Source organism: Nocardioides jishulii, assembly GCF_006007965.1.
In the GTDB taxonomy this organism is placed as follows: Bacteria; Actinomycetota; Actinomycetes; order Propionibacteriales; family Nocardioidaceae; genus Nocardioides; species Nocardioides jishulii.
Map to the genome: position 1 here is coordinate 3096709 of NZ_CP040748.1, position 11912 is coordinate 3108620.

Sequence of the window (11912 nt, forward strand, 5' to 3'; positions counted from 1 at the left end):
CTACTGTGGACAGCAGTTCCAGGTGAGACGGACGTGCCCAGGCACTCCCGGGAGGCACTCGGGAGGCACTGCGCGCGGCCCTGAGCGAAGGACGCCCACGACGTGACGAAGCAGGTCAAGCAGCTCGACCGCGTGATCATCCGATTTGCCGGCGACTCCGGCGACGGCATGCAGCTCACCGGTGACCGGTTCACCCAGGAGTCCGCCGCCTTCGGCAACGACCTGGCCACCTTCCCCAGCTTCCCGGCCGAGATCCGCGCCCCGCAGGGCACGCTGCCCGGGGTCTCCTCGTTCCAGGTGCACTTCGCCGACCACGACATCCTCACCCCCGGCGACCGCCCCGACGTGCTCGTCGCGATGAACCCGGCCGCCCTGCGCGCCAACCTCGGCGACCTGCCCCACGGCGCCACGGTCATCGTCGACACCTACGACTTCACGACCCGCAACCTGCAGAAGGCCGGCTACGCCCACTCCCCCCTCGACGACGAGACGCTGGCCGAGTTCCAGGTGCACGCGATCGACCTCACCGGCATGACCGTCGAGGCGGTCAAGGAGTTCGGCCTCTCCCGCAAGGACGCGGCGCGGGCGAAGAACATGTTCGCCCTCGGCCTGCTGTCGTGGATGTACGGCCGCCCCACCGAGACCACCGTCGAGTTCCTCGCGCGGCGCTTCGCCGGCGTCCCCGCCATCCGCGACGCCAACATCACCGCGTTCCGCACCGGCTGGAACTTCGGCGAGACCACGGAGGCCTTCGCGGTCTCCTACGAGATCAAGCCCGCGCCGATGCCGCCCGGCACCTACCGCAACATCACCGGCAACCTGGCGCTGGCGTACGGCCTGGTCGCCGGGGCCGTGCAGTCCGGGCTGCCCGCCTTCCTCGGCACCTACCCGATCACCCCGGCCAGCGACATCCTGCACGAGCTGAGCAAGCACAAGTCGTTCGCCATCACCACCTTCCAGGCGGAGGACGAGATCGCCGGCGTCACGGCGGCGATCGGTGCCGCCTTCGCCGGGCACCTCGGCATCACCACCACCTCCGGCCCCGGCATCGCGCTCAAGGGCGAGGCGATCGGGCTGGCGGTGATGACCGAGCTGCCGCTCGTCGTCGTCAACGTGCAACGCGGTGGCCCCTCGACCGGCCTGCCCACCCGGACCGAGCAGTCCGACCTGCTCCAGGCGCTGTTCGGGCGCAACGGCGAGGCACCGGTGCCGGTGATCGCGCCGTCGTCACCCGGCGACTGCTTCGACGCGGCGCTGGAGGCGGTGCGGATCGCGATCACGTACCGCACGCCGGTGATGCTGCTCTCCGACGGCTACCTCGCCAACGGCTCCGAGCCGTGGCGCATCCCCGAGCTCGCCGAGCTGCCCGTGATCGACCCGCACTTCGCGACCACGACCAACCACACCAGCACCGGCAAGGACGGCGAGGAGAAGGGCGACTTCTGGCCCTACCTGCGCGACTCCGAGACGCTGGCCCGGCCCTGGGCGGTGCCCGGCACGCCCGGGCTCGAGCACCGCATCGGCGGTCTGGAGAAGGGCGACGGCCACGGCAACATCTCCTACGACCCCGCCAACCACGACTTCATGGTGCGGACGCGCGCAGCCAAGGTCGCCGCGATCGCGGACCGGTTGCCCCCGCTCGAGGTCGACGACCCCGGTGCGGCCGACGGACAGGGCGCGAAGGTGCTCGTCATCGGGTGGGGCTCGACCTACGGCCCCATCGGGGCGGCCGTACGCCGGGTGCGCAAGGCCGGAGGCCGGGTCGCCCAGGCCCACCTGCGCCACGTGAACCCCTTCCCGAAGGACCTCGGGGAGATCCTGCGCCGCTACGACAAGGTGCTCGTGCCGGAGATGAACCTCGGCCAGCTGCGGATGCTGCTCCGCGCCGAGTTCCTGGTCGACGCCGTCGGCCACAACCAGGTCAACGGGATGCCGATCAAGGCCGCCGACCTCGCCCGGGTGGTCGCCTCCCTCGTCACCGAGGTCGAGGGGCAGCGGCTCGACCTGGACGCCACCAGCGAAGGGAGCAACCCATGACCACCCAGCTCGGCCTGCCCACCGTCGGCCCCTCGGGCACGGCGTCGGTGCCACTCACCGACGTCGCCCAGACCGGCAAGGACTTCACCTCCGACCAGGAGGTGCGCTGGTGCCCGGGGTGCGGCGACTACGCCGTGCTCAAGGCCGTGCAGTCGTTCCTGCCCGACCTGGGGCTGCGACGCGAGAACATCGTCTTCGTCTCCGGCATCGGCTGCTCCTCGCGCTTCCCCTACTACCTCGACACCTACGGGATGCACTCGATCCACGGCCGGGCCCCGGCGATCGCCACCGGCATCGCCACGGCGCGTGAGGACCTGTCGGTCTGGGTCGTCACCGGTGACGGCGACGCCCTCTCCATCGGCGGCAACCACCTGATCCACGCGATGCGCCGCAACGTCAACATGACGATCCTGCTCTTCAACAACCGCATCTACGGGCTCACCAAGGGGCAGTACTCCCCCACCTCGGAGACCGGCAAGGTCACCAAGTCGACCCCCATGGGATCGGTCGACCACCCCTTCAACCCGGTCTCCCTGGCCCTGGGCGCCGAGGCGACCTTCGTGGCGCGCACCATCGACTCGGACCGCAAGCACCTCACCTCCGTGCTGGAGGCCGCGGCGGCCCACCGCGGCACGGCGCTCGTGGAGATCTACCAGAACTGCCCGATCTTCAACGACGGCGCCTTCGACGAGCTGAAGAGCCCCGACACCCGCGACGACGCGATCATCCCGCTGGTCCACGGCCAGCCGATCACCTTCGGCACCCCGCTGGAGGACGGTCGCGGCTCCAAGGCCGTCGTGCGCGACGCCGGCGGGGTGGCGGTGGTGGCCACCGCCGACGTCGACCCCGACGAGGTCCTGGTCCACGACGCCCACCGCGAGGACCCCTCGACCGCCTTCGCCATCAGCCGGCTCACCGACGCGGGCCACCTGCACCAGTCCCCCGTCGGCATCTTCCGACAGGTCGAGCGGGCGACGTACGACGACCAGGCGCGCGCCCAGGTCGTCACCGCCCAGGGGTCGGTGACCGAACCGGAACCCACCGCGCGACTCGCCGCGCTGCTCGGCGGCGGCGACACCTGGACGGTCGTCTGAGACTGGCGCAAATGATGCGGGGAACCCGGCTCGTGCCACCTATGCTGCGTGGGTGAGTGACTCCAGGCGCGGCGTGCTCGCCGGCTTCGCCGCCTACCTGATCTGGGGTCTCTTCCCTCTCTACTGGCCGCTGCTCAAGCCCGCCGGAGCGGTCGAGATCCTCGCCCACCGGATGATCTGGTCGGCGCTGAGCATGGCGGTCGTGGTCGTGGTCCTGCGCCGGCTCGGGGGCGTACGCGCCACCTTCGCCGACCGCCGCCGCCTCGCCCTGCTCGCCGGCGCCGCCGCCGTCGTCTCGATCAACTGGGGCACCTACATCTGGGGCGTCAACAACGGCCACGTCGTGGAGACCTCGCTCGGCTACTTCATCAACCCGTTGGTCACGGTGACGCTCGGTGTCGTGGTGCTGGGCGAGCGGCTCCGGCCGCTGCAGTGGGTGGCCGTCGCCATCGCCCTCACCGCGGTGCTCGTCCTGACCCTGGACTACGGCCGCCCACCGTGGATCGCGCTGGTGCTCGCCGCGTCGTTCGCGACCTACGGCCTGGCCAAGAAGAAGGCCGACACCGGCGCCTTCGAGTCACTCACCGTCGAGACGACCCTGGTGGCGCCGTTCGCCCTCGCGTACGCCGTGTGGCTCGCCTCCACGGGCGAGGCGACGTTCGGCCACGAGGGCGCCGGCCACATGGCTCTGCTCGTGGTCGCCGGCGTCCTGACCGCGATCCCGCTGGTGCTCTTCGGCGCGGCGGCGACCAGGATGAGCCTCGTCAGCCTGGGTCTCCTGCAGTACCTGGCGCCGATCCTGCAGTTCTCGATCGGGGTGCTGGTCTTCCGCGAGGACATGCCGGCCGCGCGCTGGGCCGGTTTCGTGCTGGTCTGGGTGGCGTTGATGCTCTTCACCGCCGAGTCGATCAACCACCGGCGGCGCCAGCTGGCGCTGGTCGCCGACGCCTCCGCCCTCTGAAGGGCTCAGGAGGAGCGGTTGGCCACCACGTCGGCGAAGGCCTCCAGCGCCTGGCGGACGCCGTTCTGCGGCAGCACGGTGAGCAGCGCCTTGGCCTCGGCGGCCTGGCCGCGCACGTAGTCGCGTGCAGACTCCATGGCCGGGTTCTTGCGGAGCAGGTCGAGCGCCTCGGCGTGCAGGGCGTCGTCGGCGAGGTCGGCGTCGAGCAGCTCGATGAGGCGAGCGTCCTCGGGACGGTTGGCGGCGCGCGCCATCAGCACCGGCAACGTCGGGACGCCCTCACGCAGGTCGGTGCCCGGCGTCTTGCCGGACTCCTCGCTCTCGGAGGCGATGTCGAGGATGTCGTCGGAGAGCTGGAAGGCCGCGCCGACGATCTCGCCGTACTGGCGCAGCGCCTCGCAGACCTCCGGGGAGGCGCCGGAGAACATCGCGCCGTAGAGGGCGGAGGTCGCGATGAGCGACCCGGTCTTGCCTGCCACGACCTCGAGGTAGTGGGCCAGCGGGTCCTCGCCCTCGCGCGGCTCCACGGTCTCGAGGATCTGTCCCTCGACCAGTCGCGCGAAGGTGCGCGACTGGATCAGGACGGCCTCGGGGCCGAGGGCTGCGGTGACCTCGGACGACCGCGCGAAGAGGTAGTCGCCGGTGAGGATCGCGATGTGGTTGTCCCAACGGGCGTTGGCCGAGTCGGCACCGCGGCGCACGTCGGCCTCGTCCATCACGTCGTCGTGGTAGAGCGAGGCGAGGTGGGTGAGCTCCACGACCGACGCTGCCCGGCGCACCTGCTCGGAGTCGGGGTCGGGGCCGGCCTCGGCCGCCAGCAGCACGAGCAGCGGACGGAACCGCTTGCCACCGGCAGCCATCAGGTGGCCAGCGGTCTCGTTGATGAAGTCGGCACTGCTCGAGACGTGCCCGGCCAGGTCCTCCTCGATCGCCGCCAGGCGGGTCTTCAGGCGTGCGGCGAGGTCCTCGTCAACGACGGGAAGGGCCAGGTCGGCAGAAGCATGGGAGGTCACCTGAGGAATTCTCCCGCACCGGCCAACACGTCGAGCAGCGGGTCCGGCACGATGCCCAGCACCAGCGTCGCGACGGCCGTCACCGCGATGGCCACCGAGGTCAGGATCGACGGGGCGGCCACCGAGGCGGAGTCGGCCTCCGGCTCACGGAAGTACATGAGCACGATGACCTTGAGGTAGATCCACGCGGCCGCTGCGCTCATCAGCACGGCGACCAGCACCACGGGCCACGCCCCGGCCGCCAGGGCGACCGAGAAGACCGCCCACTTGCCGGTGAAGCCCGAGGTGAGCGGGATGCCCGCCATGGCCAGCAGGAAGAAGGCGAAGATGCCCGCGATCAGCGGGGAGTCCTTGCCCAGGCCGGCCCAGCGCGAGAGCTGGGTCGTCTCGCCGCCGGCGTCACGCACCAGGCTGACGACCGCGAAGGCGCCGAGGGTGGTGAGGCCGTACGTGGTCAGGTAGAAGAGGACGGCCTCGGCGGAGCTCAGCTCGTCGGGCGCCAAGGAGCTGGCGGACTGGACGCCCAGGACGCCGGTCAGCACGAAGCCCGCGTGGGCCACCGACGAGTAGGCCAGCAGTCGCTTCACGTCGCTCTGACCGATGGCCAGCACGGTGCCGACGACCATCGACAGGATCGCCACGATCCAGAAGACCGGGAGCCACGACGTACGGTCGTTGCCCAGCGCCACGTAGAAGAGGCGCAGGATCGCTCCGAACGCGGCCACCTTGGTCGCCGCCGCCATGAAGGCGGTCAGCGGGGTGGGCGAGCCCTGGTAGACGTCCGGGCTCCAGGCGTGGAAGGGCGCGGCGCCGATCTTGAAGAAGAGGCCCACGGCCAGCAGGCCGATCGCGACGAGGAGCAGGCCCTTGGCGTCGGTGCGGTTGGCGATCGCGTCGCTGATCTCGCCGAACTGCATCGACCCGGCGTAGCCGTAGAGCAGCGCGGCGCCGTAGAGGAAGAACGCCGAGGAGAAGGCTCCCAGCAGGAAGTACTTCAGCGCTGCCTCCTGGCTGAGGAGGCGACGACGACGCGCCAGGCCAGCGAGCAGGTAGAGCGGCAGCGACAGGACCTCGAGCGCCACGAAGAGGACCAGCAGGTCGTTGGCGGCCGGGAAGAGCAGCATGCCGGTGACCGCGAACAGCAGCAGCGGGTAGACCTCGGTGTGCTCCCACCGCTCGCGCGCGGCGTCGTTCTCGGCGTCGGAGCCCGGCGCCGAGGCGGCCTGGCCCGCGAAGGCACTCAGCCCGCCGTCGAGCCGGCGCTCGGCGAAGAGCGCGGTGCCCAGGAGCGCGAGCACCAGGATGACGCCCCAGAGGAAGAGGGTCGGCCCGTCGACGGCGACCGACCCCATCGCGGCCACGACACCGAAGCCGCGGCCGTCGGTGAAGGCGACCGGGCCCACGTCGGCGTAGTCGAGGGCGACCACGACGACGAGCGCGAGGGCGACGGCCAGGGCCACGAAGGTCAGCGCGACCTGCGTGACGAAGCGGTGGGCGCGCGGCATGAACGCCTCGACCAGCACGGCGATGCAGGCGGCGCCGAAGACGACGAGCAGCGGTGCGAGCTCGAAGTACTCGATGGACGGCTTGACGAACTCGTTCACTGGTCCGCTCCCTCAGTAGCGTCGGACGGCACTTCCACGGTCGGTGGGTCCTCAAGGACCCCGACCTGGGAAAGGATGTCGTCCACTGCCGGGTTGATCACGTCGAGGACCGGCATCGGGAAGAACCCGAAGACGACCAGCGCCACCAGCAGCGGCACCACGGCGCCGAGCTCGCGACGGTCGATGTCGGTGACGGCTGCGTACTCCGCCCTGGCCGGGCCGGTGAACGTGCGCTGGTAGGTCCACAGGATGTAGATGGCGGCCAGCACGATCGAGGTGACCGCGACGGCTCCGGCCCACCAGGCGTGGTTGAAGGCGGCGATCAGGACGAGCACCTCCGAGACGAAGGGCGAGAGCCCGGGCAGCCCCGCGGCGGCCAGGCCAGCCACCAGGAAGACGCCGGCCAGCACGGGGACGGTCTTCTCCAGACCACCCATGGCGCTGATCGAGGCCGTGCCGGTGCGGCGGATCACGAAGCCGGCGATCAGGAAGAGCGCAGCGGTCGCGATGCCGTGGTTGACCATGTAGAGCACCGCACCCGCGGAGCCGGCGCCCGAGAAGACGAAGATGCCCAGCACGATCAGGCCGAAGTGCGACAGCGACGTGAGACCGATCAGGCGCAGGACGTCGTCCTGGCCGATCGCCACCAGCGCGCCGTAGACGACCGAGACCAGCGCCAGCACGACCACGACCGGGGTGGCCCACTCCGACGCCTCGGGCAGGAGGCCCAGGCAGAAGCGGAGCATGCCGTAGGTGCCGATCTTGTCGAGCACGCAGACGAGCAGCACCGAGGTGCTCGGGGTCGCCTTCTCGGTGGTGTCGGCCAGCCAGGTGTGCAGCGGGAACATCGGCGCCTTCGCCGCGAAGGCGATGAAGAAGCCGACGAACAACCAGCGTTGCGCCGTCGGGTCGATGTCGATCGCGGCCAGGTCGCTGATCAGGTACGACGGGGTGCCGGCGTCAGCGGAGACGACGTACAGGCCGATGACGCTGCCGAGCATCACCAGGCCGCCGGCGAGCTGGTAGAGCAGGAACTTGGTCGCGGCGCGGCTGCGGCCCTCACGGCCGAAGCCCGCGACGAGGAAGTACGCCGGGATCAGCGTGGCCTCGAAGACCACGTAGAAGAGGAAGACGTCGGTCGCGGTGAAGACCGCCAGCGACATGGCCTCCAGCGCGAGCACCCAGCCGAAGAACGACTTGGTGTTGCCCTCGTCGGACTCGTTCCAGCTGGCGATCATCACCAGCGGCACCAGGACGACGGTCAGCACGACCATCACCAGGCTCAGCCCGTCGACGCCGAGGGCGAAGTGGGCACCGAAGAGCGAGATCCAGGAGTACGAGACGTCGAACTGCTCGCCGCCACCTGCGGACGTGGTGTCGCCGCCGCCGGTCAGGTAGCCGGCGAGGATCGCGAGACCGATCAGCAGGGTCACGAGCGCGACGCCCAGACCCACCTTCTTGGGCAGCGGCTCACCGCGGCCCGCGGGCAGGAACGAGACGGCCACCGCGCCGAGCAACGGCACGAGGACCAGGGCGATCAGCCAGGGGAAGTCGCTCATGCGAGGTTCACCGCCAGGAGGGCAAGGACGACGATGAGGACGCCGCCGACAATGGACAGGGCGTAGGAACGGACGTAGCCGTTCTGGATGCGCCGCAGGACTCGGGACAGGGCACCGACCGACGCCGCGCCACCCTCGACCGCGCCGTCGACGACGACCCGGTCCATGGTGGTGAGGCCGGAGACCAGGTGGCGGCCGGGCTCGATCACGAGGACGTCGTTGATGCCGTCGCCGTAGAGGTCGGCGCGAGCCGCCTTCGTCGCGAAGGAGACGTCGCTCGGAGCAGTCCGGGGGATGTCCCGCTTGGCGACCAGGTAGACGGCCGCCGCGACACCGATCGCCACCGTCGCGGTGATGATCAGGGTGATCGCCAGCGCCGGGAGCGGGGGCTCGTGGTGGGGGGCGTGGCCGACCACCGGCGTGAGCCAGTTGACGATCCAGTCGCCGAGCAGCAGCACGCCACCGAGGACCGAGAGGGCCGCCAGCACGATCAGCGGTACCGTCATCACCTTCGGTGACTCGTGCGGGTGCACGCCCGGGTCCCACCGCTTGGAGCTCCAGAAGGTCAGGATCATCATCCGCGTCATGTAGAAGCCGGTGACGCCCGCACCCACCAGGGCGAGGACGCCGACGAGGAGGTTCTCGGCCAGCGCGGTCTCGATCACCTTGTCCTTCGACCAGAAGCCGGAGAAGCCCGGGAAGCCGATGATCGCCAGGTAGCCCATCAGGAAGGTGGCGTAGGTGATCGGCATGGCCTTGTTGAGTGCGCCGTAGTGGCGCATGTTCACGTCGTCGTCCATGCCGTGCATCACCGAGCCGGCACCGAGGAACATGTTGGCCTTGAAGAATCCGTGCGTGAGCAGGTGCATGATCGCGAAGGCGTAGCCCGCGACACCGAGGCCGGCGGCGAGCATCATGTAGCCGATCTGGCTCATCGTGGAGCCGGCGAGGGCCTTCTTGATGTCGTCCTTGGCGCAACCGAGGACAGCACCCCACAGCAACGTGATGGTCGCGACGATGACCACCGCGGTCTGGGCGACGGGGGCGTTCTCGAAGACGAAGTTGGCGCGGACCACCAGGTAGACACCAGCGGTCACCATGGTCGCGGCGTGGATCAGCGCGGAGACCGGCGTCGGACCCTCCATGGCGTCGAGCAGCCACGCCTGGAGCGGCACCTGGGCCGACTTGCCGCAGGCACCCAGCAGGAGCAGCAGACCGAGGGCGTTGAGCGTGCCCTCGCCGGCGAGCCCAGCCGCCTCGCTGACGACCGAGAAGTCGGTGCTGCCGAACGTGGCGAACATGAGGCCGATGGCCAGCGCCAGGCCGACGTCACCGACGCGGTTCATCACGAACGCCTTCTTGGCGGCCGCGGCGGCCGACGGCTTGTGCTGCCAGAAGCCGATCAGCAGGTAGGACGCCAGGCCGACGCCCTCCCAGCCGAGGAAGAGACCCACGAAGTTGGCGGCCAGGACCAGCATCAGCATCGCGGCGATGAAGAGGTTGAGGTAGCCGAAGAAACGACGACGACGCTCGTCGTGCTCCATGTAGCCGATCGAGTAGACGTGGATCAGCGCGCCGACACCGGTGATCAGCAGCAGGAAGAGCGCCGACAGCGGGTCGTAGAGCAGGTCCATGCCGACCTCGACCGACCCGGCGGAGAACCAGGTCCACAGCTCCTGGCCGATCTGGCGCTCCGACTCGTCGCGGCCCAGCAGGGCGACGAAGAGCGTCAGGCTCAGGGCGAACGACCCGACGACCGTGGCCGTGCCGAACCAGTGGCCCCACCTGTCGATCGCTCCCCTGGCGAGCGGCCCGCCGAGCAGGAGGACCAGCGCGCCGAGCAGCGGCAGGGCGATCACCAGCCACAGCAGGGAGAAGACTCCCTCCGCGGCGGTGGGGGCGACGACCGGGACATGGGCCTCACCTGCGGCGGACACGAGGGTGCCCACCTGGGTGCCCACCTGCGTGATCGCAGCGGTCAGTGACAGTGCACTCATCGACAACCCCTCAGTACTTCAGCAGGCTCGCGTCGTCGACCGAGGCCGAGCGACGAGTCCGGAAGATGCTCATGATGATGGCCAGCCCGACCACGACCTCGGCCGCGGCCACCACCATCACGAAGAAGGCGGTCACCTGACCGTCGAGGTTGCCGTGCTGCTTGGCGAAGGTCACCAGGGCGAGGTTGCAGGCGTTGAGCATGAGCTCGACGCACATGAAGACCACGATCGCGTTGCGCCGGGTCAACACCCCCACGGCCCCGATGGTGAACAGGATCGCCGACAGGACGATGAAGGGAGTCAGGCTCATTCGGTCTCCTCCTCGACGTCGACGCCCGCGGTCGCCGCGGAGTCGCTGCCACCGGTGAACTTCTCGATGCGGCCCGCCTCGGCCGGGGCCGAACGTACGGTGCCGCGCGCGGCGAGCACGCGCGAGATCGACGCCTCGGAGGCGGTGCCGTCAGGCAGGAGCGCGGGGGTGTCGACGGCGTTGTGCCGCGCGTACACGCCGGGCGAGGGCAACGGGCCGGGGTGCTTGCCCGACTCCGCGTAGTCGCGCATGCGCTGCGCCGCCAGGACGGCCTGGGTGACCTTGACGTCCTTCTCCCGGTGGGCGAGCACCATCGCGCCGAGCGCGGCGGTGACCAGCAGGGCGCTGGTCGCCTCGAAGGCGAAGACCCAGCGGCTGAAGAGGACCTGGGCAATCGCCTGCACGTTGCCGCCGGAGTTGACCTCGTCGAGGCCCACGGCGGTGCCGAACGACACCTGGGCCAGGGCCAGCACCAGGGTGGTCCCGAGCAGCAGGCCCGCGACGACCGAGGTGACCCGTTGGCCGGGGATCGTCTCCACGATCGAGTCGGAGGCGTCGACGCCGACGAGCATCAGCACGAAGAGGAAGAGCATCAGGATCGCGCCCGTGTAGACGATGATCTGCACGACGAAGAGGAACGGGGCCTCGAGCACCAGGTAGAGCACCGCGAGGCTGACCATCACCACGGCCAGCAGCATCGCGGCGTGCACCGCCTTGCGCACGAACAGGATGCCCAGGGCCGCCAGCACCATCACCGGCGCCAGGATCCAGAAGGCGGTCACTCGCCTGCCTCCTTCTTCTTGAAGTTGCCGCGGTAGTAGTCGCCCTCGTCCTCACCCAGGAGCATCGGGTGCGGCGGCTGCTCCATGCCCGGCAGGAGCGGGGCGAGCAGGTCGGACTTCTCGTAGATCAGCGACTCGCGCGTGGTGTCGGCCAGCTCGTACTCGTTGGTCATCGTGAGCGCCCGCGTCGGGCACGCCTCGATGCACAGGCCGCAGAGGATGCAGCGGGCGTAGTTGATCTGGTAGACGCGGCCGTACCGCTCACCGGGGCTGAAGCGCTCGTCGGGCGTGTTCGAGGCGCCCTCGACGTAGATCGCGTCGGCCGGGCAGGCCCAGGCGCAGAGCTCGCAGCCCACGCACTTCTCGAGGCCGTCGGGCCAACGGTTGAGCTGGTGCCGCCCGTGGAAGCGCGGCGCCGTCGGCGCCTTCTCGAAGGGGTACTGCTCGGTGACAACCTTCTTGAACATCGTCCGGAAGGTGACGCCGAAGCCGGCGATGGGGTCCCAGAGCTGTTCCCTGAGCTGCTCGCCCATCCCCTTGCGGGACTCGGGCTTG

The 11912-nt window shown here is 70.0% G+C and carries 10 protein-coding genes; 3 read left to right on the forward strand and 7 right to left on the reverse strand.

Annotated features, from left to right (window positions below; all coding sequences use genetic code 11):
- Nucleotides 1–102: 102 nt before the first annotated feature.
- Genes FCL41_RS14780 through rarD form a run of 3 tightly spaced genes read left to right on the forward strand, consistent with a single transcriptional unit; the run spans nucleotide 103 to nucleotide 4092 of the window.
- Nucleotides 103–2037: a 2-oxoacid:acceptor oxidoreductase subunit alpha gene (locus FCL41_RS14780; protein WP_137064910.1), complete on the forward strand. Its 1935-nt coding sequence runs from the start codon at nucleotides 103–105 to the stop codon at nucleotides 2035–2037.
- Nucleotides 2034–3131 carry a 2-oxoacid:ferredoxin oxidoreductase subunit beta gene (locus FCL41_RS14785; RefSeq protein WP_137064909.1) on the forward strand — a complete coding sequence of 366 codons (1098 nt, stop codon included), beginning with the start codon at nucleotides 2034–2036 and terminating at the stop codon, nucleotides 3129–3131. Before FCL41_RS14780 ends, FCL41_RS14785 begins: the two co-directional genes overlap by 4 nt.
- A gap of 52 nt (nucleotides 3132–3183) precedes the next feature.
- Nucleotides 3184–4092 carry an EamA family transporter RarD gene (rarD, locus tag FCL41_RS14790; RefSeq protein WP_170970186.1) on the forward strand — a complete coding sequence of 303 codons (909 nt, stop codon included), beginning with the start codon at nucleotides 3184–3186 and terminating at the stop codon, nucleotides 4090–4092.
- A 5-nt stretch (nucleotides 4093–4097) separates the two neighbouring features.
- Here the strand turns inward: rarD and FCL41_RS14795 are convergent, their stop codons facing one another.
- The 7 genes from FCL41_RS14795 to nuoI are packed head-to-tail and all read right to left on the reverse strand — an operon-like array spanning nucleotide 4098 to nucleotide 11890.
- A complete protein-coding gene (locus FCL41_RS14795; RefSeq protein ID WP_137064908.1) occupies nucleotides 4098–5105 on the reverse strand; it encodes a polyprenyl synthetase family protein in 1008 nt (335 codons plus the stop codon).
- Nucleotides 5102–6709 carry an NADH-quinone oxidoreductase subunit NuoN gene (gene nuoN, locus FCL41_RS14800; protein WP_137064907.1) on the reverse strand — a complete coding sequence of 536 codons (1608 nt, stop codon included), beginning with the start codon at nucleotides 6707–6709 and terminating at the stop codon, nucleotides 5102–5104. The genes FCL41_RS14795 and nuoN overlap by 4 nt, the downstream gene beginning before the upstream one ends.
- Nucleotides 6706–8268: an NADH-quinone oxidoreductase subunit M gene (locus FCL41_RS14805; RefSeq protein ID WP_137064906.1), complete on the reverse strand. Its 1563-nt coding sequence runs from the start codon at nucleotides 8266–8268 to the stop codon at nucleotides 6706–6708. The genes nuoN and FCL41_RS14805 overlap by 4 nt, the downstream gene beginning before the upstream one ends.
- Nucleotides 8265–10265: an NADH-quinone oxidoreductase subunit L gene (gene nuoL / locus FCL41_RS14810; protein ID WP_137064905.1), complete on the reverse strand. Its 2001-nt coding sequence runs from the start codon at nucleotides 10263–10265 to the stop codon at nucleotides 8265–8267. The genes FCL41_RS14805 and nuoL overlap by 4 nt, the downstream gene beginning before the upstream one ends.
- Nucleotides 10266–10275: 10 nt before the next feature.
- Nucleotides 10276–10575: an NADH-quinone oxidoreductase subunit NuoK gene (nuoK, locus tag FCL41_RS14815; RefSeq protein WP_135833267.1), complete on the reverse strand. Its 300-nt coding sequence runs from the start codon at nucleotides 10573–10575 to the stop codon at nucleotides 10276–10278.
- Nucleotides 10572–11357: an NADH-quinone oxidoreductase subunit J gene (locus FCL41_RS14820; RefSeq protein ID WP_137064904.1), complete on the reverse strand. Its 786-nt coding sequence runs from the start codon at nucleotides 11355–11357 to the stop codon at nucleotides 10572–10574. Before FCL41_RS14820 ends, nuoK begins: the two co-directional genes overlap by 4 nt.
- Complete coding sequence (nuoI, locus tag FCL41_RS14825) at nucleotides 11354–11890, reverse strand: NADH-quinone oxidoreductase subunit NuoI (RefSeq protein ID WP_137065379.1); 537 nt, start codon at nucleotides 11888–11890, stop codon at nucleotides 11354–11356. Before nuoI ends, FCL41_RS14820 begins: the two co-directional genes overlap by 4 nt.
- Nucleotides 11891–11912: the final 22 nt, after the last annotated feature.

Bases quoted from the DNA above. Each gene is read 5' to 3' on its own strand.
- nuoL (WP_137064905.1), bottom strand. From the start codon at position 10,265: ATGAGTGCACTGTCACTGACCGCTGCGATCACGCAGGTGGGCACCCAG.
- FCL41_RS14785 (WP_137064909.1), top strand. From the start codon at position 2,034: ATGACCACCCAGCTCGGCCTGCCCACCGTCGGCCCCTCGGGCACGGCG.
- FCL41_RS14805 (WP_137064906.1), bottom strand. From the start codon at position 8,268: ATGAGCGACTTCCCCTGGCTGATCGCCCTGGTCCTCGTGCCGTTGCTC.
- nuoI (WP_137065379.1), bottom strand. From the start codon at position 11,890: ATGGGCGAGCAGCTCAGGGAACAGCTCTGGGACCCCATCGCCGGCTTC.
- nuoK (WP_135833267.1), bottom strand. From the start codon at position 10,575: ATGAGCCTGACTCCCTTCATCGTCCTGTCGGCGATCCTGTTCACCATC.